Below are 25,953 nucleotides of genomic sequence, written 5' to 3'. Positions count from 1 at the left end.
GAAGGCCGAGGCCGCGGCGGCGTGGGCTGTGGCTCCGGTTCCGACGTGGCGTGCACGGTGACGATCGCCGCGGCCCCGACGAGGGTCGCCCTGCCATCGCGGCGAGCCAGGTGCGGCTCATCGATCGCCACGGAAGTGGTCGCGGAGCTCGTCGCGGCAGTCATCCTCCGTGGCGCCCCGGATTCCCGAGAATCCCAGTACTCCGTCTTCCTTACGTTCCTGATCAGCCTTGGCCAACTGTGCCTCGATGTTCGCGATGTACTCGCCGCACTCCGCACCGACAGGCTGCCCGGGCCGCGGGTCCGGTGCCGAGGAGGCCATCAATCCGGCAGTGCCGACGAGGCCTGCCACGCACAGGACCACCCACGCCGTAATCCACATGCGGCGACTCGTCGTCCGTATCTGCTGGGGCATCCGAGCATCCTACGAGCGCTGCGGTGGTCTGTCGCCGCGTCGGGACTTCCTCGTCCACCCGCGCGACGACGAAGCGGGCCGAGGCCGCGCCGCGGATCGCGAGGTCGGTCGGAGGCGACGGGCTCCGGCCGTGGCCTCCGCGGGACTCCGCCGTGGCCCGGTGCACGGGGTGGCGGCCTGAGGGGCTAGTTTGCTCGGATGAGCCTTCTCCATGATGTGGCCGAGCGCGACGGCTGGCTGTGCTGGGTGTGCGACGAACCGGTCGACCCCGACAAGTCGGTCAACGACCAGCAGGGCCCCAGTGTCGACAGCCGGACCGCCGACCGGAAGGCCAAGGTCGCCGAGCGACTCGCGCACCGCGGGTGCAACTCCCGCAAGGGCGCGGTCAAGGTGTCCATCGCCTGGTCGGACCGCCTGTACGTGGTCGAGCCCGCGCCGCTGATCGCTGTGGCCTCCCGCCTGGAGCGCAAGGGGGGCCGCGAGATGGTGGGCCGCTGTCCGACCAGGCAGGACGCCCAAGAAGCGGCGGATTGGCTGGTGGACCGATTTTCCCGACTGGTACCGGGGCTGCCGGTGACCGCCGGCATCGAGGCGGGCGGCGGCCAGTTCCTCGTCGTCCTTACCGCCGGCCGCCGCTGACCGGGGATCACCCCATGGGGCCGGAGTCTGGCTGACCATCGGACTGGCCGCCTTCACCACAGCCCAGGGAACCCCGAGCTCCGGGCCCCGGCCTCACGCACCCCCGAAGCCGAGCCGGCCGTCCGGAGCGGTTCAGCCAGGAACCGGAACATGCGGTGAGGGCTGCCGCGCGTCACTCCGCCGGCGTTCCGACCGCCGATTGCGGCGCCCGGCCACCGCGAAACGGGACCGCGCCCGCGGTGTCGCTCCGGGAGCCCGCCTTGACGGCCAGCCAGACAACCAGCGCGCAGGCCGCGAACCCGCATCCCAGGAGGCTGGAGCCCGTCCAGCCGTAGGTGGCGAAGGTCGCCGTGGTCGCCGCCGCGCCGAGGGCGGAGCCGAGTGAGTAGAAGACCATGTAGCCGCCGATGACGCTGCTCAAGCGCTCCGGATACGTCGCGGTGAGCACGTGCTGGTTGCTCACATGCACGGCCTGGACCGCGAAGTCGAGCGCGACGATCCCGATGATCAGGAGCCACAGGGACCACGGGAGCCGGGCAATCGCCGCCCACGAAAGGATCAGGAGGACGAGCGCGAGGCCGCTGACCGGGGTCGCGCGCCCGGCGTCCGCCCACCGTCCGGCGCGCGCCGCGCCGAGCGCGCCGGCCAGCCCCGCGATGCCGAACAGCCCGATGTGCGTCTCGCTCAGCTGCCAGGGTCCGCCCGCCAGCGGCGTGGACAGCCCGCTCCACAGGGTTCCGAACGAGGCGAACAGGAAGAACGCGATGAGGCCGCGCGTCAGGAAGGTGCGCTGACCCAGCAGCCGGCCGAGCATGCGGGCGGCCTCGCGGTACTTCGCGAGGGACGCCGCACGCGGGTCCGGAGGCAGTACGGCCGACACCAGTGCGGCGAGACCGAGGGAGAGCACCGCGAGCACGGCGTAGACGCTGCGCCACCCCCACATGTCGGCGAGCGCGCCGGTAGCGACCCGCGCACCCAGAATGCCGACCACTACGCCCGAGGTCACCGCCCCGATGTTCCGGCCACGTTCTGCGGGAGGGGAGGCCGACGCCGCGTGGGCCACCGCGATCTGCACCACGACCGCGAACACCCCGGCCGTCGCGAGCCCTGCGAGCGCCTGCCAGGCTGCCGACGACAAGGCCGTGAGCGTCATGCCCACCGAGGTGACCGCCAACTGCGCCGCGATGAGACGGCGTCTGTCGACCACATCGCCGAGCGGCACCAGCAGCAACAGTCCCGCCAGATAGCCGAACTGACCGGTGGCCACGAACCAGCCGGTGAGCTCGCTCGGCACGCCGAGGTCGCGTCCCATCGGCTCCAGAACCGGCTGCGCGGCGTAGACGCTCGCCACAGCGACGCCGCACACCACCGCCAGCAGCACTCGATGCCCTGCGTTCATCACAGCCCCCTTCAATCAGTAGCATTTTGCAACCGTTTGAACGTTACGGCATGATGGTTTCAATCTGCAACTGATTGGGAGGTGTCATGTCAGGCGCACCCCTGCACGCCCCGGACACGCAGTGGTCGGACCCCGACTGCCCCGTCGCCCGCACCCTCGACCTCGTCGGCGACCGATGGAGCCTTCTCGTCATCCGTGACGCGATGGACGGCGCGGCCTCGTTCACCGAGTTCCAGCGGCGGACCGGCATCGCGCGCAACATCCTCACCGACCGCCTCCGCAAGCTCCTCGCCCACGGGGTCCTCACCCAGCGCACCGCACCGTCGGGCCGCCGCCAGGAGTACGCCCTCACCGACGCCGGCCGCGCACTGTTCCCGGTCATCCTCACGCTGCGCCAATGGGGCGAGCGGCACGCTTTCGCGCCGGGCGAGCCCCACTCCGTCCTGGTCGACCGGCACGGCGATCCCGTGCCGGACCTCACGCCGACCGGCACGGACGGCGCCCCGCTGGACAGCGACACCACTCACGTACAGAAGACCCCGTAGGCGTCAACGGGCTCGCGCACGGCGGAGGTTCACCCCACACCGGATTGCTGTTGTCATGACCCTTGCAAGAAGAGGAGCGGCGCGCTCCAATGGACGCGACTCAATGGAAAGGAAACTTTCCTAATAGAGCTGGCCCTCCCAGCTGAGCTGTGTCCGTACGCCCCTCCACGATGCCCTTGTGCGTTCGGCGTCCGGCATGTCGCAAGAGATCGGAGAACCACGTGCGCATGCGCATGCCCCACCGCGTTTCCCGGCGCGTCTCCCGTTCGGAACGACCACCCCGCCCCGCGCACCGCCGGCGTCGCACCGGCGTGCGGATCGCCCTGGCCATGGCGCTGACCGCGATCCCCGCCGTGGTCGCCCTCAACACCGGACAGGCGGCGGCCTCCGGCCTCGACGATCCGGTGAAGAAGGAGATCGCCATGCAGATCGTCTCGACGGCCGAGAACTCCTCGCTCCAGTGGCGCGAGCAGTTCGACTACATCGAGGACATCGGCGACGGGCGCGGCTACACGGCCGGCGTCATCGGCTTCTGTTCCGGTACGCACGACATGCTCGAACTCGTCGAGTACTACACGGACAAGGTGCCGGACAACCCGCTGGCCGAGTACCTCCCGGCGCTCCGCGCGGTCGACGGGAGCGACTCCCACGAGGGCCTGGACCCCGGCTTCACGGCCGCGTGGGAGCAGGCCGCGGCGACCCCCGAGTTCCGGGCGGCGCAGGAACACGAGCGTGACCGCGTCTACTTCGGTCCCTCCGTGTCCCGGGCGAAGAGCGACGGGCTGCGGGTGCTCGGGCAGTTCGCCTACTACGACGCCATCGTCATGCACGGGCAGTCGGGCTTCGACAGCATCCGCGCCGAGGCCAGGGCCGACGCCCGTACGCCCGCAGAGGGGGGCGACGAAACCCGGTACCTCGACGCCTTCCTCGACGCCCGTGTCGTGGAGATGAAGAAGGAGGCGGCGCACGAGGACACCAGCCGGGTCGACACCGCCCAGCGCGTGTTCCTGAGGAACGGCAACCTCGACCTCGACACCCCGCTGGCCTGGGCCGTCTACGGCGAGGACTTCCGTATCGACAGCGACCCCCGGCCAGGCCCGGAACCGACGGGCCCGTCCGGCGCCGAGACACTGATATCGCGCGGCAGGCCCGCCACCGCCTCGTCGTCCGAGACCTCCGCCCTGGCGCCCGGCAAGGCCGTCGACGGCGTCGCGACCACCCGATGGGCCAGCGCCGAAGGGGCGGACCCGCAGTGGCTCCGCATCGACCTCGGCGAAGGGGCGTCCGTCTCCCGCGTCGAGCTGACGTGGGAGGCCGCGTACGCGAAGCAGTACCGGCTGGAGATGTCTGCCGACGGCACGAACTGGACCGGGCTCGCCACGGAGACGGCGGGCGACGGCGGGAGCGACACCTGGACCGGTCTGACCGGCAAGGGCCGCTACCTGCGCGTGTACGGCACCGCACGCGGCACCCCGTACGGCTACTCCCTGTGGGAGGCCGACGTGTACGGCAGCGTCGGGGGAACCACCCCCACCGACCCGCCCCCGAAGGGCGCGTTCACCGTGGTCGGGGCCGGCGACATCGCCGACCGGTGCAACAAGAGCGATCCGGGATGCCAGCACTTCAAGACCGCCGCACGCGCCATGGCGATCGACCCGGCCTTCTACATCACCATGGGCGACAACCAGTACGACGACGCCCACATCGAGGACTTCCGCAACTACTACGACAAGTCCTGGGGCCAGTTCAAGGACAAGACCCACCCCGTGCCCGGCAACCACGAGGCGTACGACGACTGGGACAACCAGGACGAGGCCGCCTACCGGCAGTACTTCGGTGACCGAGCCACTCCCCAGGGCAAGATGTGGTACAGCTACGACTACGGCAACTGGCACTTCGTCGCCCTCAACTCCAACCGGTTCGACGAGCGCGAACAGCTCGACTGGCTGAAGGCCGACCTCGCCAAGAACAGCAAGAAGTGCGTCGCCGCCTACTTCCACCACCCGCTGTTCAGTTCCGGAAGCCACGGCAACGACCCCGTGAGCAAGCCGATCTGGTCCATGCTGCAGGCAGCCGGCACCGAGCTGGTGCTGAGCGGCCACGACCACCACTACGAGCGTTTCGCCCCCCAGAGCCCGGACGGCCGGGCGGATCCGAACGGCATCGTCGAGATCCTCGGCGGCATGGGAGGCAAGGACCTGTACGGCCAGGGTGACACCGTGCAGAAGAACAGCCAGAAGCGCATCTGGGACAAGTTCGGCGTGATGCAGCTCGACTTCACCGACACGACCTTCACCTCGAAGTTCGTCGGTACCGACGGAACGGTCCTGGACACCGGCCCGACGTACAGCTGCCACTGATCTCCGCGCCTGTCACCGACCCCCACCCCGACCGTCGTGGTCCGGCCGCCGTGCTCCGGCGGCCGGCCACGCCCGGCCGGCGAACCCGCCCGGAGCACCGGTTGTGCGCCGGAGCTCCGGGCACCGCTTACCAGGAGCGTCTGTATGTACCTTGCCGTCGGCAGGAACCGTCCACCGGACCCAACCGCCCCCGACCGGACCCCCTCAGCCGTACGGCCCGCCGGCCGAAGGCGCCTCACCGGCACCGTCGTCGCGCTCGGCGCGGTCAGCCTCGTCACCGACATCTCGTCCGAGATGGTCACCGCCGTACTGCCCCTCTACCTCGTCCTGGGTCTGGGACTCAGCCCCCTCCAGTTCGGCTTCCTCGACGGCCTCTACAACGGTGTCACCGCCTTCGTCAGGCTCGCCGGCGGCCACGCCGCCGACCGCTGGCAGCGGCACAAGCTCGTCGCCGGAAGCGGCTACGCGCTGTCCACCGTCTGCAAACTCGGCCTGCTCCTCGCGGGCAGCTCCACCCCCGCCCTCTCCGCCGCCCTCGCGGCCGACCGGGTCGGCAAAGGCGTGCGGACAGCACCGCGCGATGCCCTGATCTCACTGAGCTGCGACGAACGGGACCTCGGCCGCGCCTTCGGTGTGCACCGGGCCATGGACACCACGGGCGCCATGCTCGGACCGCTCGTCGCCTTCGCCGTCCTGTGGGCGACCGTCGACGCCTACGACGCGGTCTTCGTCGTCAGCTTCTGCTTCGGCCTGCTGGGTGTACTGATCCTCTTCGCGTTCGTCCCCGGCCGCGAGGCCCGGCCGGCACGCCCGCCGGGCAGGGCCGCGGCCACCTTGCGGGAGACCCTGCGGCTCTTCCACGTCCCCGCCTTCCGCCGGATCCTCGTCGCGGCCACGCTGCTGGGTCTCGCCGGCGTGGGCGACGGGTTCCTCTACCTGGTCCTGCAGAAGCGGCTCGCCCTCGACGTGGAGTACTTCCCGCTGCTGCCGCTCGGCAGCGCCGCGGTCTACCTCGTGCTCGCCGTTCCCCTCGGCCGGGCCGCCGACCGGATCGGCCGCCGTATCCCGTACCTGCTGGGGCATGTCGCCCTGCTCGGGGTGTACGTCGCGCTGTTCTCCCCGGTGCCCGGTTGGCCGCTCACGATCCTGGTGCTCGTCCTGCACGGCACGTTCTACGCGGCGACCGACGGGGTCCTCATGGCGCTCGGCGGCCCGGTCGTGCCGGCGGACCGGCGCGCGGGCGGGATGGCGCTGCTGCAGACCGGCCAGAGTCTGGGCCGCCTGTTCGCGTCCGTCGGGTTCGGAGCCGTCTGGACGCTGTGGGGCATGGACAACGCCCTCGTCCTGGCCGCCGCGGCGCTCGGCGCCGTACTCGTCCTCGCCTGCGTCCTCCTTCCGGCCGCACCCACGCCCGCCGCCCCCGTACCCGTCACCGCCCCGGAGCCCTCATGACCCTGCCTCCTCTCTCCCTGCGCGCCCGGATCATCGCTCTCACGGCGGCCACGGCCGTACTGGCGACCGTCGCCGTCGGTTACACGGTCGCGGCAGCGGACGGCGACGGCCGGTCGCCGGAGCCCGTCGCCGCTCCAAACCTCACACTCGACAACGCGCCCGGCCTCTACCACGCGGCGCGGAAGGGCAACGTGTTCTCGGCGCCGTACAGCTCCTCCGGTGCGGGAGCGGCCGACGGGGCGCGCGGCAGGAACACCGGGCTGTCGTGCGACCGCTTCCACGCGAGCGGGCGGACGGCCGTCTGTATCGCGAGCCACCCCGGCATCTCGCAGAAGACGAAGGTGAGCGTCCTCGACCGCGAGCTGGACATCCGTGAGTCCGTCGTGGTCGGCGGCATCCCCAATCGGGCGCGGGTCTCTCCTTCGGGCCGGATGGTCGCGTGGACGCTGTTCGTCAGCGGCGACTCGTACGCCTCGTCCTCCTTCTCGACGCGGACCGGCATCCTCGACACCCGGACCGGCTATCTGGTCAAGAACGTGGAGACCCTCCAGCTCTACCTGGAGGGTCGGCGCTACCACGCGCCGGACGTGAACTACTGGGGCATCACCTTCGCGGACGACGACAACCGCTTCTACGCGACGGTGGCCACCAAGGGGAAGACGTACCTGGTCGAGGGCGACATCAAGACGTGGAAGGCCCGCACACTCCGCCGCAACGTCGAATGCCCGTCCCTCTCGCCCGACGGGACCCGGATCGCCTTCAAGAAGCGGGTCCGCGAGGGTGCCCGGAACCCGTGGCGACTGCATGTACTGGACCTGGGGACGATGCGTGAGACTCCCGTCGCCGAGACCCGCAGCGTCGACGACCAGGCGGCGTGGCTGGACGGATCGACCCTCGCGTACGCCCTTCCGGGCCGGGCCAAGGGCTCCTCGGACATCTGGACCGTCCCCGTCGGCGCCTCGGCCACCGGGCCGAGCCTCCTCCTGCGCGACGCCTCGTCACCTTCCATGGTCGTGGCGGGCGGCTGATCGGTGGCGGCCCCGGACCGGGGGCGTCGCGCGCCGGTGCGGATCAGCTCCGCAGCGGCAGGAGCCGGGGCACGGCTCTCACGTAGACGACCATGCCGATCACCTCGACCAGGGTCTGGGTGACCACGACCACGGCGGCGACGGCGAGCGTGTCCGGCAGCGCCAGGGCGAGGGGCAGGACGACCAGCGAGTTACGGGTCGCGCCCGTGAACACGATCGCCCGCCCGTCCGGGGCTTCCAGGCGGAACAGGCGGGCGACACCGAGCCCGGCGAACGCCATCACGACGAGGAAGAGCACGTAGAACGGCACGACACGGCCCACGTCCCCGAGGCTGTCGGCGTCGCCGAGCTTCGGTACCTGGGAGGCGACCACGGTGAGCAGGACGGCGGCCATCAGCGGCACCATGGTCGCGCCCATCGCGTCCACGGTCCGCTGCCCGGCCGGGCGGCGTGCGGCCCACGCCTGGGTGAGCCAGGCCAGCGTGAGCGGAACGACGATCAGCACGGCGAACGCCTCGATGAACGGTCCGGCCTCCACCACTTCCGCCAGGTCCGGGCCCATGAACAGGAACAGATAGACCGGCAGCAGCACCATCTGGGCCAGCAGCAGCAACGGGGTGGCGGCGAGCAGACGTTCGCCGCTGCCGCCGGCGAGCCCGCTGAAGACGATCACGTAGTCGACGCACGGTGCCAGGAGGACCAGCAGCACGCCGAGGCGGACCGCCCGGTCGTCCGGAAGGAAAGTGAACATCGCGGCGACCACCAGCGGCACCACGACGAAGTTCACCACCAGCGTCGCGGCCAGGAAGCGGCCCGCCCGCACCGAGCGGACCAGCTCGGCGGCGGGCACTTGCAGGAACGTCACGTACAGCAGGGCGGCCAGCACCGGGTTGATCGCGTGCTCCAGGCCCGGCCCGGCACCGGGCGCGGCCCGGCCCACCAGGCCCCCGGCGGCCAGGGCTCCCACATAGACGGCGACCTGGTGGCGTTCCATGGCGGCGACCGGGCCGGACGGCGACGACAACGTACGTACTCCTTGCACAGAGGGGAGAAAGACGGGGGACGAGGACAGGGGGACGAGGGAATGGGGCAGAGGGGCGGTGGCCCGGTGGCCTTCCACCCGATGAGTTCTCCCACCGGACGCAGTCTGTACCTATGTCCATCGACCGGACTCACCAGGAGAGCATCATGACCGCTACCTACACCTTCGACGTGTTTTCCAGCCTCGACGGTTTCGGCTCCTACAACGGCGACGGCGACTGGGGCGGCTACTGGGGCAAGCAAGGGCCCGAACTGCTCGAACACCGGCTGTCGCTGTACGGCGAGGAGCAGCGGATGGTCTTCGGGGCCCGCACCTATCGGGAGTTCGTGCGGCTGCTGGGCCCGGGCACGAAGGAGTCCGGCGTCGGTGACGCATGGGTCACGCGGATGAGGAGCCTGCCGGCGACGGTGGTGTCGACCACCCTCGACGAGCCCCTCGACTGGCCGGACGCGACCGTCGCGAACGGCGACGCCGTCGACGTCGTCGCCCGTCTCAAGGATGAGTCCGATGTGCCGTTGCGCTCGCACGGCAGCCTGTCGATGAACCGGGCGCTGATGGCCGCAGGCCTGGTCGACCGCGTTCAGGTGACGCTCTTCCCTGTCATCACCGGTCGGACCGGTACGGAACCGGTCCTGCGGGGTGCGGCCGACTTCGACCTCGAACTGATCGGGAGCCGGACGCTCGACGGCCGTACCCAGGAGCTCACCTACCGGCCCACCCCGCACTGACCCGCACTGACCCGCGCAGACCCGCACCGGGCCGTGCGCGGTCGCGCACCGCCTCACCGGCCGAGCCTGGCGGGAAACTCTGAATGCTGGTTCACTTCATTCATGGCCTACCGCAAGACACCGGCCGAGCTCCGCCGGCTCGAAGCCGCCCGGGAGCGTCTCGTCGCCCGCGCCACCGAGGTCGTGGCGGAGGTCGGATGGGCGCAGGCGTCCGTGACCGCTGTCGCCGACGCTGCCGGGATCGCCGCCGGCTCGGTCTACCAGCACTTCTCGTCCAAGTCCGCGCTGGCCGTGGAGGTCTTCCGGCGCGCCGCACAGCGCGAGGTGGACGTGCTGGGTGAGGTGCTGACGAGCGACGGCGACCCCGCCGAGCGGTTGCGCCGGGGGGTGGAGGTGTTCGCCCGCCGTGCCCTGGAGAACCACGGTCTGGCGTACGCGCTGCTCGCGGCGCCGGCCGAACCCGCGGTCGGCGCGGAGCGTCTCGACTTCCGGCGCCGCTACCGGTCGCTGTTCGCCGCGGTGATCGGCGAGGGGGTCGCCGCGGGGCTGCTGCCGGACCAGGACGCGGAGGTCACCGCCGCGGCGCTGACCGGCGCCATCGGCGAGGTGCTCGTGTACCCGCTGAGCACCTCGGCCGCGTACGACACGGACCGGCTCGTCACCCGCCTCGCCGCCGTGGCCCTGCGCTGCGCCGGTGCGGCCCCTGACCGTTCCCCGCCTCCCTGACCCGGGCCGCACCCCCTCGTCCCGTACCCCGTGTGCCGTAACCCGCCGTCCCGTCTCCCGGAGGAGAACCGATGCCCACGCCCACCGCACCGCGCAGCAACCCGACCGCGGTGACCCACGAGGTGACGAACCAGCCGCCTCCGCTCACCGGTCACGACGCCGCCGAGGACGCGGTGCTGCTCGAAGGGGTACGCCGCGAGGGCGCCGCATGGCACCTGGACGAGCTGCACCGCTTCGGCCGGTACGTCGGCAGCGAGGAGGCGCAGCACTGGGCCGACCAGGCCAACCGCCACGAGCCGGAGCTGCGTACCCACGACCGCTTCGGCCACCGCATCGACGAGGTCGAGTTCCACCCCGCCTACCACTGCCTGATGGACGCCTCGGTGCGGGCGGGGCTGGCGGGCGCCGCCTGGGCCGACCAGCGCCCCGGGGCCCATGTCGCCCGCGCCGGCGGCTTCATGCTGGCCACGATGCTGGAGCAGGGCCACCTGTGCCCGGTCTCGATGACGTACGCCGTCGTCCCGGCGCTGCGCCGCTCCCCCGGCCTCGCCAAGACGTACGAACCGCTCCTGACCAGCCGTGTGTACGAGCCCGGGCTGAGCGCCCCCGCAGGCAAACGCGGCCTGCTCGCCGGCATGGGGATGACGGAGAAGCAGGGCGGCACCGATGTGCGCGCCAACACCACGGCCGCCGCCGAGCAGGCCGACGGCACCTGGCGGCTGCGCGGGCACAAGTGGTTCACCAGCGCGCCGATGAACGATCTCTTCCTGGTGCTCGCCCAGTCGCCCGGCGGTCTGTCGTGCTTCCTGGTGCCGCGCGTGCTGTCGGACGGGAGCCGGAACACCTTCCGCATCCAGCGGCTCAAGGACAAGCTCGGCAACCGTTCCAACGCTTCCAGCGAGCCCGAGTTCGACGACACTGTGGCCTGGCTCGTCGGTGACGAGGGCAAGGGCGTGCGCACCATCATCGACATGGTGACGATGACCCGGCTCGACTGCGTGCTCGGTTCCGCCGCCGGCATCCGTGCCGCGCTCGCGCAGGCGGCCCACCACGCGCGCCACCGCTCGGTGTTCGGCGCCCGGCTGTTCGACCAGCCCCTGATGCGCAATGTTCTGGCGGACCTGTCCCTGGAGTCCGAGGCCGCCACGACCCTGGCCCTGCGCCTGGCGGGAGCCGCCGACCGCGCCCACCGGGGCGACGACGGGGAGCGCGCCTTCCTGCGCCTGGCCACGGCCATCGGCAAGTACTGGGTGTGCAAGCGGCAGCCCGTGGCGGTGGCCGAGGCGCTGGAGTGCCTCGGTGGCAACGGGTACGACGAGGCGTCCGGCATGCCTCGGCTGTACCGCGAGGCCCCGCTCAACGGTATCTGGGAGGGCTCCGGCAATGTCAACGCCCTCGACATGCTGCGGGCGTTGACGCGGGAGCCCGCGTCGCTGGAGGCCTTCCACGCCGAGATCGAGGCGGCGGCCGGGGCGGACGCGCGCCTCGACACGGCCTGGCGGGAGCTGCGGGCCGAGCTGGCGCGCACTCAGGACGCGCAGCTCCGGGCCCGCCGGGTCGTCGAACGGGCCGCCCTCGTGCTCCAGGGATCGCTGCTGGTGCGCCACGCACCGGCGGCGGTGGCCGACGCGTTCTGCGCGTCCCGCCTCGCGGGGGACCAGGGCCTCGCCTTCGGCACGCTTCCCGCGGGCACGGACTTCGCGGCACTGCTGGGGCGGCTGCCCGCCTGACGGGGCCCGGGAGAGGCGGCTGCCCGCCTGACGGGACCGGGGAGAGGCGGCCGCCCGCCTGATGCGACCGGGGAGAGGCGGCCGCCCGCCTGATGCGACCGGGCGGGTCGGCGGGCGCCTTGCCCCCGCCCGGCGTACGGGCCCGTGCCGGCGGCCCGCTGTCGTTCCGTCAGGGGACGTCGTGTGCGTGGCGGAGGTAGGCGTCCAGCTCGGCGGCCCCGGCCAGCATCGCCCTCCCCCGCGCGGCCAGCCGGGCGTGCCAGTCGCGCAGGGCGGCCGCCAGCGGCTCCAGACCGCCGGCCGCCCGGACCTGCGCGATCAACGGTGCGATCTGCTCAAGACGGTAGCCGCCCCGCCTGAGCTGGTGGGCCAGTCCGGCGTCCCGTACGTCGGCCTCGGTGTACACCCGGTAGCCGGTCCGCGGGTCGCGGCGCGGGGTCACGAGTCCGGCGCGCTCCCACTTCCGCAGCGTGGCGGGTCTGATTCCCAGCTTCCTGGCCAGCGGTCCGACGAACACCCCGTCGGCGCTCGCCGCGCCGTCGGGTGCGGGGGTGACGCCGGGCCCCAGATCACCGAGGGCCCGCTCGACCGCTCGCAGTGTGCGCCGGTCCTCCAGGAGCTGGGCGTGGCTCTCGTCGACGATGCGGAACGCCTCCTCCTGATCGTCGCGGTTCACCGCCCGCATGATCGACGCGGCGGTCCCGTGCCCATGCCCGGGAACCAGCGCGAGGAACGCCGCGAGGGCGTACGCGTGCAGCGGCGCGTAGGTGCGGTAGCCGTGGGGGGTGCGCCCGGCGGCCGGGAGGATTCCCGCCGCCTCGTAGTTCCTGACGGCCTGCGTCGACAATCCGTGCCGACGGGCCAGATCGACGGGCCGGAGTCGTCCTACTGTTTGAGGGTTCTGCCTCATGCATCCCAAGATATCGTGTAGAAGTCTCAACCGAGGGTTCAACGATACGGTTGAAGCCATGGCCAACGACATCCAGGACATCGCCCACGCCGTCGACGCGGCTTCCGTCATAAGGCTGTTCGCCTCCCCGCCCCGGGTGCTGACTCTGGGCGAGCCCACCCACGGGGTCGACGCCCCTCTCCTTCTGCGCAACGCGCTCTTCCGGCAGCTCGTCGAACGGGAGGGCTACCGCACCATCACCATCGAGAGCGACTGTGTGGCGGGGCTGCTGGTGGACGACTACGTGACGACGGGCGCGGGCACGCTCGACGAGGCGATGGGGCGGGGGTTCGGCCACGGACTCGGCGAGTCGGCGGCCAATCGTCAACTGGTGAGCTGGATGCGCGCGTTCAACGACGGCCGGCCCGCGCCCGACCGGGTCCGCTTCGCCGGCTTCGACGGGCCGCTGGAGATGGCGTACGCGGCGAGCCCTCGCGAGGCCCTCACCTCGCTCCACCGCGTTCTCGCCGCCCATGTGGACCCGGGCCTGCTGCCCTGCACCGCCGCAACGCTCGACCGCCTCCTCGGCCCGGACGACCGGTGGACCGACCCGGCGGCGATGCTGGACCCGTCCGCGTCCTTCGGGCGGTCGGCCGAGGCCGGGCGACTGCGTCTGCTCGCCGATGACCTGGGCGTGCTGCTCGACGCCTGGACGCCGCACCTGATCGCGGTGGCCTCGCGGGACGCGTTCGACCGGGCGCTGCTGTACGCACGGGCCGCCTCGGGGCTGCTGCGGTACCACTTCTGGATGGCGGACACGTCACCGAGCCGGCTGTCACGGCTGACGGGCCTGCGGGACCAGATGATGGCCGGCAATCTCCTCGCGCTCGCCGAGCGGGGGCCGGTTCTGGCGCACGCCCACAACAGCCATCTCCAGCGGGACATGAGCTCGATGCGGATGGGCGGCCGGCGGCTGGAGTGGTGGAGCGCGGGCGCCGTCGTCGACGCCCGCCTGGGCGAGGAGTACGGCTTCCTGGCCACCGCCTTCGGCACGATGAGGCACCAGGGGGTCGACGTTCCGCCGCCGGGCACCCTCGAAGGAACCCTGTACGCGCTCCCGGAGGAGTCCTGCCTGGTGGACGCCTCCGAACTGGCCGCCGTCCTCGGTGCCACGGACCTCGTCCGGCGCACCTCCCCGTACTTCGGGTACGCCCCGCTCGACCCGGCGCACCTGACCCGTATCGACGGAGTCGTGTTCATGAAGGACGTTCAGGGGGACGTTCAGGGGAACGTTCAGGGGGAGTGAAGACGCTCGTGACACGCGCCGGAGAGCTCCTCCGCCCACTCCGCGCGTCCGGACGAGTGAATCGCCGTCAGGTCAGGAATACGTGGGCCCGGCCATAGTTGACCACACCATGACTTCTGAGATTTCCGGAACGGGCAGGGCGTTTCGACGCGTGGGGATCTGGAGCGGCGCCCTGCACGCTTCACGGGTGGACGACGCGGGCGGGAAGGCGATCGCGGAGGCGCTCGCCGAGCTCGAAGCACTGGGGTACGGCACCGTCTGGATCGGGGGCAGCCCGACGCCCGAGGACGCGGCGGCCGTCGTGGCCGCCACCCGGTCCATCACGGTGGCCACCGGCATCCTGTCCATCTGGAACCACACGGCCGAGGAGGTGGCGGCCGCGATCGCGGCGATCGATCCGGCGGCGCGCCGTCGCTTCGTCCTCGGTCTGGGCGTCAGCCACGGTCCGATGGTGCCGCAGTACGCGAAGCCGTACAGCGCGATGGTCTCCTACCTCGACGCGCTCGACGCCGCCGAACCGTCGGTGGGCTCCGGTCATCGGGTCCTGGCGGCCCTCGGTCCGAAGATGCTGAAGCTCGCGGCCGGCCGGTCGCTGGGGGCGCACCCCTATCTCGTCACCACCGAGCACACCGCGGAGGCCCGTGAGGCGCTCGGCCCCGACGCGCTGCTCGCCCCGGAGCTGACGGTGGTGCTGGACACCGATCTCGACCGGGCGCGCACCACCGCGCGGACGATGCTGGGGATGTATCTGCGGCTGCCCAACTACACCGACAACCTGCTGCGTCTGGGATTCACGGAAGGCGACTTCGACGGCGGCGGCAGCGTCCGTCTGCTCGACGCCCTCTTCGCGCTGGGCGACGCCGGGCAGGTGAGGCGCCGGACCCGGGAGTACTTCGACGCCGGCGCCGACCACGTCGCGTTGCAGGTGCTCACCGCCGAGGAGGGCGGCGGCGGCCTGCCGCGTGCCGCATGGCGTGAGCTGGCCGAGGCTTTCGGCGACGAGCTCTGACGGGCGCGGACCCGGACCGTCAACACGTCGCACCCATTGCCCCGTTCGGGTGCGGTGCGGCGTGTCGGGAGGATTTCGGGGCGGCTCTGGGCAGCCTCCGTGCGAACCGACCGTGGAGGGGAAGTCGTGGGAGTGGCACGTGAGTACGGGCGCACCATCAGTGAGGGTCCGACACCGGCCGATACGGCGGGAGCGCCCGCCTTGCCCTATCCGAGCGGCTGGTCCGCCCTGGCCTTCTCGCACGAGCTGCGGCCGGGCACCGTGCTCACCCGGCCACTCGCGGGGCGCGACGTCGTCCTGTACCGCACCGGCACGGGGGCACTCCGCGCCGTCCGTCCGTACTGCCCGCACCTGGGGGCCCATCTCGGTCTGGCGAAGGTCGAGGGGGAGGATCTCACGTGTCCCTTCCACTTCTTCTCGTTCGGACCCGACGGCACCTGTGTGCGCACGGGGTACGGCACGCCGCCGCCGCGGTCACCGCTGACGCAGCTGCCCGTCCAGGAGGTGAACGGGGGCGTCTTCGTCTGGCGGCACCACGACGGCCGGGATCCGGACTGGTCCGTCCCGCAGTGGCACGAGATCGGGCGCAGGCCCGCGCGTACCGCCGCCTGGGAGCTGGCAGGCAACGTCCAGGAGGTCATCGAGAACTCGGTCGACCTCGGACACTTCGCCACCCTGCACGGCTGGGCGAAGGCCGAGATCGACGGCCCTGTGGCGTACGACGACGCGACGTTCCATGTCGCCATGCGGGCCTATGAGTCGGCGCCGCTCATGGGCGACTTCACCGTCGACGTGAAGGTGGACGGCTATGGACTCGGCTGTCTGCACGCTGACGTCCACACGCCCCGCTTCGGGCTGCGGATGTGCACGATGGTGATGCCGACGGCCATCGGGCCCAACCGCATGCAGTTCCGCCAGCTGAACCGCATCGCCTTCGACGAGCCGGGCCGACTGCCGCCCGGGCTCGCCCGAATCGTCAGCCGTACCGCGGCGCGGCTCCTGGACCGCCCCGTCTTCCGGGCCAGTTGCGAGTTCACCGCCGCCGACTTCCCGATCTGGCACCACAAGCAGTATCAGCAGCCACCCCGGCTGGCTTCCGGTGACGGACCGATCGGCCCGTTCCGGCGCTGGGCCAAGCGGTTCTATCCGGAGGCGCCGGGCAGGTCCGCGGTGACCCGCCCGCGCCGCAGCGAGGGCGAGGACAGTGCCGTTCTCTCCTGACGCGACCTGAGTGCCGACCTGTGCCCGCCCGGGCGCCGTACCCCGTCGTTGCCGGTCCCTTGCCTCCCTTGCCCCAGCGTTACCTCGTCCCTTGCCCAAGCGCTGCCTCGCCCCTCGCCCCGGCCTACGCGTGCCCTTCCCGGGCACCGCGGACGCCGGGGCTCCGCACTTCGGGCGCCATTCGGGCGCGGATCGCAGGAGAGCGGGCAGCCCCAGTGACCGGACCCGCGACCGTCCCGGGCATGACCAGCGCCGTCACCCGCGGGAAACGGGCACGATCGGACTGAGGGGATCTGGTGAAGCGGCTGGTAGTAGCCCCGGTACTGCTTGTACAAACGACACATGAGCCCGAACGGACAGACGGGCTCCGCCCGTAACGGGCCCAGCAGCGACCAGGGAAGTGCGCCGTGGACACCGAGGAACGCCGTCGGGGAATTCTGGACACGGCCCGGCGAGAGGGGTCGGTCGGAGTGAACGCCCTCGCGGACCTGTTCAAGGTGGCCAAGGAGACCGTCCGCCGCGATCTGCATGTACTGGAGGAGCACGGACTCGTCCGCCGGACCCACGGTGGCGCCTACCCGGTGGAGTCGGCCGGCTTCGAGACCACGCTCGCCGTCCGCACCACACGGAACGTTCCGCAGAAGTCGAGGATCGCGACCGCCGCCGCCGATCTGCTCGGCGACGCCGAGACGGTCTTCGTCGACGAGGGCTTCACCCCGCAGCTCATCGCCGAGGCACTCCCCCAGGACCGGCCCCTGACCGTGGTCACCGCGTCCCTGACCGTCGCCACCTCCCTCGCCGGGGCCGAGAAGACCTCGGTGCTGCTCCTGGGCGGCCGGGTACGCGGCTCGACGATGGCGACCGTCGACCACTGGGCCTCCCGGATGCTCGCGGACTTCGTCATCGACCTCGCGTATCTCGGAGCCAACGGCATCTCCCGCGAGTACGGCCTCACCACCCCGGACCCCGCCGTCGCCGAGGTGAAGGCGCAGGCACTGCGCAGCTCACGGCGCAGGATCTTCGCCGGGATCCACAGCAAGTTCGGGGCGGTGAGCTTCTGTCGGTTCGCCGGGGTCGGCGACTTCGAAGCGATCGTCACCGACGCGGGGCTCTCCTCGGCCGAGGCTCAGCGCTACTCCCTCCTGGGACCCCAGGTCATCCGCGTCTGACCGCCCCCGTCAGCCCGGCCGACCGCCCCTGCCCGACCGGCCCGCCCCCACCAGCCCGCCCGCCCGCCCGCCAGACGCACCGCCGACCGCACGGCTCCCGCACCCACACCCCGTATCACCGCTCCCCCGCACCGCCGGAGCCCGCTTCGCCATGCCCGCGACGACCCGATCACCGAGCCGCTACGACGGATCAGGAGCCCCCATGCCCCATCCAGGACGCCGCAGCCGACCACGCGTACGCGGTCGGGCCCGCGCCGTGACCGCCGCACTGGCCCTGCTCGCCACCGGCTGCGCCGGAGCGGGCGGGACCTCCTTCGGGGGCGGCGACGCGCTGAACGTACTGATGGTGAACAACCCGCAGATGGTCGAGCTGCAGAGGCTGGCCGCGAAGCACTTCACGGAGAAGACCGGCATCAAGGTCCACTTCACGGTGCTGCCCGAGAACGACGTACGCGACAAGATCAGCCAGGACTTCTCCAACCAGGCCGGTCAGTACGACGTCGCCACCATCAGCAACTTCGAGCTGCCGTTCTTCGCGAAGAACGGCTGGCTGCACCCCCTCGACGCCTACGCGCAGGCCGACACCGCCTTCGACCAGGAGGACATCCTCCAACCACTGCGGGAGTCGCTGACCGCCGAGGACGGCAAGCTCTACGCCCAGCCCTTCTACGGCGAGTCGTCCTTCCTCATGTACCGCGAGGACGTCTTCGAGGAGCAGGGCCTCAGCATGCCCGAGAAGCCGACCTGGGAGCAGGTGGCGAAGCTCGCCGAGCGGGCGGACGGGGCGGAGCGCGGGATGAAGGGCATCTGCCTGCGCGGGCTCCCGGGCTGGGGCGAGGTCATCGCCCCGCTCACCACGGTCGTCAACACGATGGGCGGCACCTGGTTCACCGAGGACTGGGAACCGCGCCTGAACGCGCCGGAGTTCAAGAAGGCGACGAAGTTCTACGTCGACCTGGTGCGGAAGCACGGACAGCTCGGCGCTCCGCAGTCCGGATACGCCGAGTGCCTGAACAACATGACCCAGGGCAAGACCGCCATGTGGTACGACGCGACAGCGGGCGCCGGGTCCCTGGAGGCGGAGGGCTCCCCGGTGAGGGGGAAGATCGGGTATGTTCCCGCCCCGGTGGAGCAGACCAAGAGCTCGGGCTGGCTCTACACCTGGGCCTGGGGGCTGCAGAAGGCGTCCAAGAAGGCGGACGACGCCTGGAAGTTCGTGTCCTGGGCTTCCAGCAAGGAGTACGAGGAACTCGTCGGGGCCACCAGCGGCTGGTCCAACGTACCCGCCGGCAAACGGGCTTCCACCTACGCCAACCCCGACTACCGGGCCGAGGCGGGCGCGTTCGCGGACGTCACCCAGCGGGCCATCTCCGAGGCCGATCCGAGGAATCCGGGCACGCAGCCCCGCCCGACGGCGGGCATCCAGTTCGTCGGTGTACCGGAGTTCACCGACCTGGGCACCCGGGTGGCGCAGGAGATCAGCGCCGCCATCGCGGGCCGCCAGTCGGTGGACGCCGCGCTCGCCGCCTCCCAGAAGCTGGCCGAGAAGGTCGCGGAGGAGTACCGATGACCGTCACCGCAACCAGAGAGACCACGTCCCCGTCCATCCCTGCGAAGAGGCCGGGCGGTGGTGGCCGGCGGCGTGCCTGGGCGACCCGCGCTCCCCTGCTGCCGGCGCTCGTCTTCCTGATCGCCGTCACCCAACTGCCCTTCGTGGCGACCCTGGTGATCTCGCTCTTCGACTGGAACTCCCTCAAGCCGGAGAAGCGCCACTTCACCGGGTTCTCCAACTACGCCTCCGTCTTCACCGACGAGGCGTTGCGCGAATCGGTCGTGACGACCGTCGTCCTCACCGTGTCCGTCGTGATCGTCAGCGTGGTGCTGGGGCTCCTCTTCGCCCTGCTGCTGGACCGCGCCTTCTTCGGCCGGGGGTTCGTACGCACCCTGCTGATCACCCCGTTCCTGCTGGTGCCGGTCTCCGCCGCGCTGCTGTGGAAGCACGCGCTCTACAACCCCGAGTACGGGCTGTTCAACGGGGCGCTCACCTGGTTCGGCGAGCTGTTCGGCATCGAGTCGACCGCGCAGCCCGAGTGGACGTCCCAGATGCCGCTGATCGCCATCGAGGCGTCGCTCGTGTGGCAGTGGACACCGTTCATGATGCTGATCCTGCTGGCCGGGCTGCAGAGCAGGCCGGCCGAGATCATGGAGGCCGCCCGGCTGGACGGGGCCGGACCCTGGCAGATGTTCCGCTATCTGACCCTGCCGCATCTGCGCCGCTACCTCGAACTCGGCGTCCTGCTCGGGTCGGTGTACATCGTGCAGAACTTCGACGCGGTGTTCACGATCACCTCCGGCGGTCTGGGCACCGCCAACCTCCCTTACACCGTCTACGAGACCTTCTACCGGGCCCATGAGTACGGGCTGGCATCGGCGGCGGGCGTGGTCGTGGTGATCGGCACGATCGTCATCGCCACCTTCGCGCTCCGGACGGTCTCCTCCCTCTTCCGTGAGGAGGCGAGCCGCGCATGAGCGCCTCGACCGCGACATCCGCATCCGCATCCGTCAACGCCGCTACGCGCAGGGCCCGTCGGCGCTCCGCCGCCCTGGGCGTGGCCGCCTGGGTCGTGGGGATCGGCTTCTGTCTGCCCGCCCTGTGGATGGTGCTGACGTCCTTCCACGCGGAGGCCGACGCCGCGACCAACCCGCCGTCGATCGCCGCCGCGCTGACGCTGGACGGCTACCGCACCTTCTTCGGCGGCGGAGGCGGCCCGACGCCGTGGCCGCCGCTGGTCAACTCGCTCGCGGCCTCGTTCTTCTCGACCGTGCTGGTGCTGCTGCTCGCGCTTCCGGCCGCGTACGCGCTGTCCATCCGGCGGGTGCGCAAGTGGACGGACGTGATGTTCTTCTTCCTGTCCACCAAGATGCTGCCGGTGGTCGCCGGGCTGCTGCCGGTGTATCTGTTCGCGAAGAACACGGGGCTGCTGGACAACATCTGGCTGCTGGTCCTCCTCTACACCGCGATGAACCTGCCGATCGCGGTGTGGATGATGCAGTCCTTCCTCGCGGACGTCCCCGTCTCCATCATCGAGGCGGCTCAGGTCGACGGGGCCCGGCTGCCGACGGTGCTGCGCCGTGTCGTCGCCCCGGTCGCCGGTCCCGGCATCGCCGCGACCGCCCTGATCTGCTTCATCTTCAGCTGGAACGAGCTGTTGTTCGCACGGGTGCTGACCGGCGTCGTCGCCGGGACCGCCCCCGTCCATCTGACCACCTTCGTCACCAGCCAGGGCCTCTTCCTCGCCCAGCTGTGCGCGGCGTCCGTGGTCGTGTCCCTGCCGGTGCTCGTCGCCGGCTACGCCGCCCAGGACAAACTCGTCCAGGGCCTCTCTCTGGGAGCAGTCAAATGAGGGCAGCCATCGTCGAAGCCCCCGGCAAGGTCTCCGTGACCACCGTCCCGGACCCGTCACCCGGCCCCCGCGACGTGGTGGTCGAGGTGGCGTCGTGCGGGCTGTGCGGCACCGATCTCCACATACTCCAGGGCGAGTTCGCCCCGACCCTGCCGATCGTGCCCGGGCACGAGTTCGCCGGGGAGGTCGTCAGCCTCGGTGCGGACGTCACGGAGCTGTCCGTCGGCGACAAGGTGGCCGTCGACCCCTCGCTGCACTGCCACGAGTGCCGCTACTGCCGTTCGGGCCGGGGCAACCTCTGCGACAACTGGGCGGCGATCGGCGTCACCGTGCCCGGGGGCGCGGCCGAGTTCGCGGTGGCACCCGTCGCCAACTGCGTCACTCTGCCGGAGCACATCGACGTCCGGGACGCGGCGCTGATCGAGCCGCTGTCCTGCGCGGTGCGGGGCTACGACGTCCTCAACGGCAATCTCGGGGCGCAGGTGCTGATCTACGGCTCCGGAACCATGGGGCTGATGATGCTGGAGCTGGCGAAGCGCACCGGCGCCGCGTCGGTGGACATGCTGGACGTCAACGCCCAGCGGCTGGCCACCGCGACGACTCTGGGGTGCACAGGCGCGGCGGCCCGTGCGGATGAGCTGGACCGTCCGGGCGGCTGGGATGTCGTCATCGACGCCACGGGCAACGCCACGGCCATTCAGGATGGTCTGGGGAGGGTCGCCAAAGGCGGCACGTTCCTCCAGTTCGGGGTCGCCGACTACGCCACCACCGCGGTGATCGAGCCGTACCGGATCTACAACCAGGAGATCACCATCACCGGTTCGATGGCGGTCCTGCACAGTTACGAGCGGGCCGCGGCGCTCTTCGCGAGCGGGGCGCTGGACGCGTCGGTGTTCATCAGTGACCGGCTGCCGCTGGAGCAGTATCCGCAGGCGATCGAGCGCTTCCGGGCGGGTATCGGCCGCAAGATCGTGGTGGAGCCGTGACGGATTTCCGTGCCTTCGCCTGCCGCGGATCCCGGTTCCGTCCTCGTGCTCGGTGAGGCGCTGGTGGATCTGGTACCGGCCGGCGGTGACGCCGGGCGATGCTGGAGTACGCGGCCGCGAGGGGCACGGCGGTCTGTGCCAGGGCGGGAACGGAACCCACGGCCCCGGTCGGGGTGTGAACCCGGCACACATCGGGCATCACCCTCAGGACCCGAGTTCCGCACGGCCCTCCCCCGGCCCACGGAAGCCGCCGCGGCCCCACCTGGCTCCTCCGCCCGGTGGGGCCGCGGCGTCGCCTCAGCTCTGCGGGCGCCTGCCGTGGTTCGCGGCGTTCTTGCGGCGGGCCTTCTTCTTACGACGTCGCTTCGATGACATCGAACCCTCCTTCTTTCTTCTGCTCTGTACTCCGTTGCGGACGGTCCACCGGGCGGTGAGGCCCGGAGATCACCGGGCCGCCTACCCATGGACACCGTGGCAAACACCAGGTGCGGGTGCAACCGGCGGCGCGCCGCCGGGCGCGTACGGACAGGTGTGCGGATCCGTTAGTTGATCAGCTCGTCGACGAAGTCCTCCGCGCACCGGTCCTCGGCCGCCTGGCCGTTGGCCCGGTTCATGCAGTCCTCAAGGTTCCTGAACTCCTGGGAGTCGAGCACGGAGACGGCCACCACGAGGACGATGGCGGAACCGATGAGCCCGAGCGCCCCGAACGCCGCGCCGACTATCGCCATCACCCGGCGCGGCGCGCGGCCCTGGCGGGTACGGAGCGCGGCGATGATTCCGAAGACGACGGCGAGCAGGCCGAGCAGCAGCCCGGCCACGACGGTCCAGAAGAACAGGCAGGCGATGAGGCCGAGCACGAGTGCGGCGACCGCGAAGCCGTTCGTCCGGGCGGGCGCCTGGCCGCCGTAGGGGTCGTGGTCGGCGGCGGGCTGCCCCGGGTACGGGGAATCCGGGTACGAGGGAAGGGACATCGGGGAAGTGCTCCTGTTCTCCTGGCTTCCCGTCCACCTGCCCTGTGGCCCGTCCGCCATGCACGCCTTTGGTCACACTCCGGCAACGAGAGGCCTAAATGCCCTGGCCAGAGGCTTCCCGGCGGAGCCGCGCCGACAGGTGGTGCTGGAGCGGCCGGCCGACGGCGGCGAGATCGTGGACGAAGGCGAGCGTGTCCGGATCCGTCAGGGTGTAGCGGCGGCGGGTGGCGTCGACCTCCTTGGCCGTGGGGGCTAGCGACACCCGCTCGGTGGCGAGGTCCACAACGCCGTCGCGAGCGTGGCCGACCGAGATCTCCGCGATGCCGGTGGGCTGGGTGATCAGGGCCTCCACCCGACCGTCCGGCCGCAGACGCCACCATCCCGTCTCGCGGGCGGACGGCCGCAGGGGCAGCCCGTCCGCGTCGAGCAGCCAGGCCCGGGCCTCGTATGCGAGAAAGGGCCGCCCGTCGTGGCTGAACGTGACCTCCTGCGCGTAGGTGAAGTCCGCCTCCAGCGTCGGATATCCGCCGCGGCCCGTGCCCCGCCAGGTGCCGATGAACCCGGTCACCGGGGCGAGCAGCGGATGCGGCGCGGGAGAGGCTCCGGGGTGGAGGGCGTCGGGGAAGGGGAGTCCGGGGGCGGGGTCGTGCATGCGGGTGCGCTCCTGGGTCGGTACCGGTACAGGGTCGCAGCCTAGGGGTTGCCCGGTGAGTACGGACGCGGCCCCGCATACGGGTGGGCGGGGCCGACGCTGACTGGGCGGCCGGCGCGAAGTACGGGATGGGCCCGGCGCTCGCCACCGCCGCCCGCCCAGGCCGGTGGCGAGATCGGCCCGGTCAGAGCCCGAGGTCGCTCAGACGGGCCTCGTAGCGGATGGTGAGGTCCTCGGAGTCGCCGGCCGGGTTGTCCCAGAGGGCCTCCAGCTCGGAGCGCACGGCGTCGGGCAGCGCCTCGTAGCGCTCGGACCAGGTGTCGGAGTTCGGTATCCAGTAGCCGACGACCTTGAAGCGGTCCGCCGGGAGCCCGAGGTCGCGGCGGAGGTAACGGCGCACCGAGCGCAGGGCGTTGGTCTCCCCCGCGACCCAGACGTACCCGCCCGCGAGGTCCGTGCCGGGCGGGACGGCGGCGGCCACCAGGTCGGCCAGGCGGCTCGGGCCGTGACCGTTCCCGCCGTACGTCCAGGTCACCTTGGAGTCGGAGGGCTCCCGCAGGGGCAGCACGGCCGAGGGCGCGGGCGCTTCCAGCACCACCCGGGTCCTGACGTGGTCCGGCGTGTTCTCCAGCAGCCGCGCGGCGGCGGGCAGACCGGTCTGGTCGGCGACCAGCACCTGCCAGGAGAGGTCGGCCGGGGGGCTGTAGAGGCCCGTCGGATCGTTGACGCCCACGACGTCCCCGGGCCGCGCCTCGGCGGCCCAGCCGGACGCCACGCCGCCCTCGTGCAGCACGAAGTCGATGTCGACCTCGCCCGCCTCCGGGCGCACCGCGCGGATCGTGTACGTGCGCATGGGCGCGACGGGCTGTCCCTCGGGGGTCTCCCACCCGCCCTGCTCGGTCGTCCGGGGCAGGGAGACCTCGGTGCGGTCCGGGCCGTGCGGAAGGAAGATCCGTACGTACTCGTCACCGACCCCGGTGGTCCTGAAGCCCGCCAGACCCTCTCCGTGGAGGGTGACGCGCGTCATGGTCCCGGTGAGCGGCTGCACTCGGGCAACGACGGCTCGGTGGATCGTCATGGACTCTGCCCCTTCGTACGCGTGGTCGGCCTGAGCGCCTCGCCCGCCGGGACGAGAGAACCGAATTGACTTAGGCCAGCCTAACCTTTCACGGGTGCCAGTTCGATACGGCATCGGTCGTACGGGCGGGCGCTGTGGCAAGATCCGACGCATGTCCGTTCGATATCCACGCCCTCTGCGCCCCGGTGACCGGATCGGCGTCACCTCCCCGTCCAGCGGAGTGCCCGGGGAACTGGGCGGTCGGCTCGCCGTCGCGGTGCGCGATGTGGAGGCACGGGGGTACGAGGTCGTGACCGGCCGGTGCATGGACGGCGGCGGGCACGTCAGCGCGTCCGCGGCCGACCGGGCGGCCGAGTTGACGGCCATGCTGACGGATCCCGCCATCAGGGCCGTGGTGCCCCCGTGGGGCGGGGAGACCGCCATCGACCTGCTGCCCCTGCTCGACTGGGACCGGCTGCGCGGGGCCGAGCCCACCTGGGTGGTGGGCTACTCCGACATGTCGACCGTCATGACGCCGCTGACCCTCCTCACGGGGTCGGCGACCGTGCACGGGAACAACCTCTTGGACACCCCCTATCAGGTGCCGGAGGGGCTGGTGTCCTGGCTCGACGTCGTCGCCGCGCCGCCGGGTCACCGGTTCACCCAGATTCCGCCGGAGCGTCACCGGGCCACGGGCTACGACGACTACGCCGAGCACCCGGAGGTCCGCACGTTCACGCTCGACACCCCGGGCCGGTGGAGGAGGCTGGACGGCGGCGGCGACGTGGACGTCGAGGGGCGGCTGATCGGAGGCTGTATCGAGATGCTGAGCAACCTCACCGGGACGCCGTACCTCGACACCTCCGCCTTCGCCCGGGCTCATGCCCCGGAGGGCCTCCTCGTGTATGTGGAGGCCGGCGGCCACGACGCGTTCACCATCTGCCGCAATCTGCACGGGATGCGGCTGGCCGGGTTCTTCGACGCGGCCAACGCCGTTCTCGTGGCCCGGACTTCGGCCCCGGACAGCGGCTCGCTCACCCAGCGTCAGGCGGTGCTGGACGCGCTCGGACCGCTGGGCGTGCCGATCGTCGCCGACGTCGAGTGCGGCCATGTGCAGCCGTATCTCCCCCTGGTCAACGGGGCGCGGGGCCGGGTCGTCCACACGGCGACGCGCAGTGAACTGACGCAGACGCTGGACTGACCGGCCGGACGGCATGTGCGTCCTA

Annotated in this window: 25 protein-coding genes and 1 pseudogene; 18 read left to right on the top strand and 8 right to left on the bottom strand. The window is 71.4% G+C overall.

Annotation, left to right across the window (positions count from 1 at the left end; translation table 11 throughout):
- Positions 1-117 precede the first annotated feature (117 nt).
- On the bottom strand, positions 118-414 hold the full coding sequence (locus D581_RS0103755; protein ID WP_018955893.1) for a hypothetical protein: 297 nt from the start codon (positions 412-414) through the stop codon (positions 118-120).
- A 198-nt stretch (positions 415-612) separates the two neighbouring features.
- Between D581_RS0103755 and D581_RS0103750 the strand changes: the two genes are divergently transcribed.
- A complete protein-coding gene (locus D581_RS0103750) occupies positions 613-1,053 on the top strand; it encodes a hypothetical protein (protein WP_026290166.1) in 441 nt (146 codons plus the stop codon).
- Positions 1,054-1,225: 172 nt separating this feature from the next.
- On the opposite strand, the gene D581_RS01000000136790 is transcribed toward D581_RS0103750, so the two are convergent.
- Entirely contained in the window at positions 1,226-2,452 is a 1,227-nt protein-coding gene (locus D581_RS01000000136790; protein WP_032752463.1) for an MFS transporter, read from the bottom strand.
- A gap of 86 nt (positions 2,453-2,538) precedes the next feature.
- Here D581_RS01000000136790 and D581_RS0103740 point away from each other — a divergent pair, with 86 nt between their 5' ends.
- The 5 genes and pseudogenes from D581_RS0103740 to D581_RS0103725 all read left to right on the top strand — a co-directional run bounded on the left by D581_RS0103740 (position 2,539) and on the right by D581_RS0103725 (position 7,837).
- On the top strand, positions 2,539-2,997 hold the full coding sequence (locus tag D581_RS0103740; RefSeq protein ID WP_018955890.1) for a winged helix-turn-helix transcriptional regulator: 459 nt from the start codon (positions 2,539-2,541) through the stop codon (positions 2,995-2,997).
- Positions 2,998-3,224: 227 nt separating this feature from the next.
- A pseudogene (locus D581_RS1000000141885) lies at positions 3,225-4,073 on the top strand (chitosanase); the annotation flags it as partial.
- Positions 4,071-5,357 (top strand): discoidin domain-containing protein, encoded by a 1,287-nt coding sequence (locus D581_RS1000000141880; RefSeq protein WP_486585788.1) that lies wholly within the window; start codon positions 4,071-4,073, stop codon positions 5,355-5,357. The pseudogene D581_RS1000000141885 and the gene D581_RS1000000141880, both read left to right, overlap by 3 nt.
- Before the next feature lie 144 nt (positions 5,358-5,501).
- Entirely contained in the window at positions 5,502-6,809 is a 1,308-nt protein-coding gene (locus D581_RS0103730; protein ID WP_018955888.1) for an MFS transporter, read from the top strand.
- Positions 6,806-7,837, top strand: coding sequence for a PD40 domain-containing protein (locus D581_RS0103725; RefSeq protein ID WP_018955887.1), 1,032 nt, complete (start codon positions 6,806-6,808; stop codon positions 7,835-7,837). The genes D581_RS0103730 and D581_RS0103725 overlap by 4 nt, the downstream gene beginning before the upstream one ends.
- 43 nt (positions 7,838-7,880) lie before the next feature.
- Here the strand turns inward: D581_RS0103725 and D581_RS0103720 are convergent, their stop codons facing one another.
- Complete coding sequence (locus tag D581_RS0103720; RefSeq protein ID WP_032752522.1) at positions 7,881-8,831, bottom strand: bile acid:sodium symporter; 951 nt, start codon at positions 8,829-8,831, stop codon at positions 7,881-7,883.
- 194 nt (positions 8,832-9,025) lie between these two features.
- Here D581_RS0103720 and D581_RS0103715 point away from each other — a divergent pair, with 194 nt between their 5' ends.
- The 3 genes from D581_RS0103715 to D581_RS0103705 all read left to right on the top strand — a co-directional run bounded on the left by D581_RS0103715 (position 9,026) and on the right by D581_RS0103705 (position 12,063).
- Positions 9,026-9,607, top strand: coding sequence for a dihydrofolate reductase family protein (locus D581_RS0103715; protein WP_026290164.1), 582 nt, complete (start codon positions 9,026-9,028; stop codon positions 9,605-9,607).
- 102 nt (positions 9,608-9,709) lie between these two features.
- A complete protein-coding gene (locus tag D581_RS0103710) occupies positions 9,710-10,333 on the top strand; it encodes a TetR/AcrR family transcriptional regulator (RefSeq protein WP_018955884.1) in 624 nt (207 codons plus the stop codon).
- A 71-nt stretch (positions 10,334-10,404) separates the two neighbouring features.
- Entirely contained in the window at positions 10,405-12,063 is a 1,659-nt protein-coding gene (locus D581_RS0103705) for an acyl-CoA dehydrogenase family protein (RefSeq protein ID WP_018955883.1), read from the top strand.
- A 169-nt stretch (positions 12,064-12,232) separates the two neighbouring features.
- Here the strand turns inward: D581_RS0103705 and D581_RS0103700 are convergent, their stop codons facing one another.
- Complete coding sequence (locus tag D581_RS0103700; protein WP_026290163.1) at positions 12,233-12,973, bottom strand: TioE family transcriptional regulator; 741 nt, start codon at positions 12,971-12,973, stop codon at positions 12,233-12,235.
- A 58-nt stretch (positions 12,974-13,031) separates the two neighbouring features.
- Here D581_RS0103700 and D581_RS0103695 point away from each other — a divergent pair, with 58 nt between their 5' ends.
- The 8 genes from D581_RS0103695 to D581_RS0103660 all read left to right on the top strand — a co-directional run bounded on the left by D581_RS0103695 (position 13,032) and on the right by D581_RS0103660 (position 22,047).
- Positions 13,032-14,258 carry an erythromycin esterase family protein gene (locus D581_RS0103695; protein ID WP_018955881.1) on the top strand — a complete coding sequence of 409 codons (1,227 nt, stop codon included), beginning with the start codon at positions 13,032-13,034 and terminating at the stop codon, positions 14,256-14,258.
- 109 nt (positions 14,259-14,367) lie between these two features.
- Positions 14,368-15,267 (top strand): TIGR03620 family F420-dependent LLM class oxidoreductase, encoded by a 900-nt coding sequence (locus D581_RS0103690; protein ID WP_026290162.1) that lies wholly within the window; start codon positions 14,368-14,370, stop codon positions 15,265-15,267.
- Between the two features lie 126 nt (positions 15,268-15,393).
- Positions 15,394-16,488: a Rieske 2Fe-2S domain-containing protein gene (locus D581_RS0103685; protein ID WP_026290161.1), complete on the top strand. Its 1,095-nt coding sequence runs from the start codon at positions 15,394-15,396 to the stop codon at positions 16,486-16,488.
- A 407-nt stretch (positions 16,489-16,895) separates the two neighbouring features.
- Entirely contained in the window at positions 16,896-17,657 is a 762-nt protein-coding gene (locus tag D581_RS0103680; protein ID WP_018955878.1) for a DeoR/GlpR family DNA-binding transcription regulator, read from the top strand.
- 202 nt (positions 17,658-17,859) lie between these two features.
- Positions 17,860-19,227, top strand: coding sequence for an ABC transporter substrate-binding protein (locus D581_RS0103675; protein WP_026290160.1), 1,368 nt, complete (start codon positions 17,860-17,862; stop codon positions 19,225-19,227).
- Positions 19,224-20,186 (top strand): carbohydrate ABC transporter permease, encoded by a 963-nt coding sequence (locus tag D581_RS0103670; RefSeq protein WP_018955876.1) that lies wholly within the window; start codon positions 19,224-19,226, stop codon positions 20,184-20,186. Before D581_RS0103675 ends, D581_RS0103670 begins: the two co-directional genes overlap by 4 nt.
- Entirely contained in the window at positions 20,183-21,061 is an 879-nt protein-coding gene (locus tag D581_RS0103665) for a carbohydrate ABC transporter permease (protein ID WP_018955875.1), read from the top strand. Before D581_RS0103670 ends, D581_RS0103665 begins: the two co-directional genes overlap by 4 nt.
- Positions 21,058-22,047 carry a zinc-dependent alcohol dehydrogenase family protein gene (locus D581_RS0103660; RefSeq protein ID WP_018955874.1) on the top strand — a complete coding sequence of 330 codons (990 nt, stop codon included), beginning with the start codon at positions 21,058-21,060 and terminating at the stop codon, positions 22,045-22,047. Before D581_RS0103665 ends, D581_RS0103660 begins: the two co-directional genes overlap by 4 nt.
- Before the next feature lie 297 nt (positions 22,048-22,344).
- Here D581_RS0103660 and D581_RS1000000141875 read toward each other — a convergent pair whose 3' ends face one another.
- From D581_RS1000000141875 to D581_RS0103645, 4 genes are all read right to left on the bottom strand, one after another.
- Positions 22,345-22,422: a 50S ribosomal protein bL37 gene (locus D581_RS1000000141875; protein WP_373292019.1), complete on the bottom strand. Its 78-nt coding sequence runs from the start codon at positions 22,420-22,422 to the stop codon at positions 22,345-22,347.
- 167 nt (positions 22,423-22,589) lie between these two features.
- Positions 22,590-23,018, bottom strand: a complete 429-nt coding sequence (locus D581_RS0103655; RefSeq protein ID WP_018955873.1) for a hypothetical protein — start codon at positions 23,016-23,018, stop codon at positions 22,590-22,592.
- 94 nt (positions 23,019-23,112) lie between these two features.
- Positions 23,113-23,670 carry a nitrobindin family protein gene (locus tag D581_RS0103650; RefSeq protein ID WP_018955872.1) on the bottom strand — a complete coding sequence of 186 codons (558 nt, stop codon included), beginning with the start codon at positions 23,668-23,670 and terminating at the stop codon, positions 23,113-23,115.
- Positions 23,671-23,854: 184 nt separating this feature from the next.
- Complete coding sequence (locus D581_RS0103645) at positions 23,855-24,748, bottom strand: siderophore-interacting protein (protein ID WP_026290159.1); 894 nt, start codon at positions 24,746-24,748, stop codon at positions 23,855-23,857.
- A gap of 151 nt (positions 24,749-24,899) precedes the next feature.
- Here D581_RS0103645 and D581_RS0103640 point away from each other — a divergent pair, with 151 nt between their 5' ends.
- On the top strand, positions 24,900-25,928 hold the full coding sequence (locus D581_RS0103640; protein ID WP_032752462.1) for a S66 family peptidase: 1,029 nt from the start codon (positions 24,900-24,902) through the stop codon (positions 25,926-25,928).
- Positions 25,929-25,953 lie beyond the last annotated feature (25 nt).

This window comes from Streptomyces sp. CNB091 (assembly GCF_000377965.1).
Note: the sequence above shows the minus strand (reverse complement) of the source record. Positions and strands in the feature narration are given on the sequence as shown.

Bases quoted from the DNA above. Each gene is read 5' to 3' on its own strand.
- D581_RS0103640 (WP_032752462.1), top strand. From the start codon at position 24,900: ATGTCCGTTCGATATCCACGCCCTCTGCGCCCCGGTGACCGGATCGGC.
- D581_RS0103750 (WP_026290166.1), top strand. From the start codon at position 613: ATGAGCCTTCTCCATGATGTGGCCGAGCGCGACGGCTGGCTGTGCTGG.
- D581_RS0103710 (WP_018955884.1), top strand. From the start codon at position 9,710: ATGGCCTACCGCAAGACACCGGCCGAGCTCCGCCGGCTCGAAGCCGCC.
- D581_RS0103690 (WP_026290162.1), top strand. From the start codon at position 14,368: ATGACTTCTGAGATTTCCGGAACGGGCAGGGCGTTTCGACGCGTGGGG.
- D581_RS0103705 (WP_018955883.1), top strand. From the start codon at position 10,405: ATGCCCACGCCCACCGCACCGCGCAGCAACCCGACCGCGGTGACCCAC.
- D581_RS0103740 (WP_018955890.1), top strand. From the start codon at position 2,539: ATGTCAGGCGCACCCCTGCACGCCCCGGACACGCAGTGGTCGGACCCC.
- D581_RS0103655 (WP_018955873.1), bottom strand. From the start codon at position 23,018: ATGTCCCTTCCCTCGTACCCGGATTCCCCGTACCCGGGGCAGCCCGCC.
- D581_RS0103675 (WP_026290160.1), top strand. From the start codon at position 17,860: ATGCCCCATCCAGGACGCCGCAGCCGACCACGCGTACGCGGTCGGGCC.
- D581_RS0103650 (WP_018955872.1), bottom strand. From the start codon at position 23,670: ATGCACGACCCCGCCCCCGGACTCCCCTTCCCCGACGCCCTCCACCCC.
- D581_RS0103730 (WP_018955888.1), top strand. From the start codon at position 5,502: ATGTACCTTGCCGTCGGCAGGAACCGTCCACCGGACCCAACCGCCCCC.
- D581_RS01000000136790 (WP_032752463.1), bottom strand. From the start codon at position 2,452: ATGAACGCAGGGCATCGAGTGCTGCTGGCGGTGGTGTGCGGCGTCGCT.
- D581_RS0103665 (WP_018955875.1), top strand. From the start codon at position 20,183: ATGAGCGCCTCGACCGCGACATCCGCATCCGCATCCGTCAACGCCGCT.
- D581_RS0103700 (WP_026290163.1), bottom strand. From the start codon at position 12,973: ATGAGGCAGAACCCTCAAACAGTAGGACGACTCCGGCCCGTCGATCTG.
- D581_RS0103670 (WP_018955876.1), top strand. From the start codon at position 19,224: ATGACCGTCACCGCAACCAGAGAGACCACGTCCCCGTCCATCCCTGCG.
- D581_RS0103755 (WP_018955893.1), bottom strand. From the start codon at position 414: ATGCCCCAGCAGATACGGACGACGAGTCGCCGCATGTGGATTACGGCG.
- D581_RS0103725 (WP_018955887.1), top strand. From the start codon at position 6,806: ATGACCCTGCCTCCTCTCTCCCTGCGCGCCCGGATCATCGCTCTCACG.
- D581_RS0103695 (WP_018955881.1), top strand. From the start codon at position 13,032: ATGGCCAACGACATCCAGGACATCGCCCACGCCGTCGACGCGGCTTCC.
- D581_RS0103720 (WP_032752522.1), bottom strand. From the start codon at position 8,831: ATGGAACGCCACCAGGTCGCCGTCTATGTGGGAGCCCTGGCCGCCGGG.
- D581_RS1000000141875 (WP_373292019.1), bottom strand. From the start codon at position 22,422: ATGTCATCGAAGCGACGTCGTAAGAAGAAGGCCCGCCGCAAGAACGCC.
- D581_RS0103660 (WP_018955874.1), top strand. From the start codon at position 21,058: ATGAGGGCAGCCATCGTCGAAGCCCCCGGCAAGGTCTCCGTGACCACC.
- D581_RS0103645 (WP_026290159.1), bottom strand. From the start codon at position 24,748: ATGACGATCCACCGAGCCGTCGTTGCCCGAGTGCAGCCGCTCACCGGG.
- D581_RS0103715 (WP_026290164.1), top strand. From the start codon at position 9,026: ATGACCGCTACCTACACCTTCGACGTGTTTTCCAGCCTCGACGGTTTC.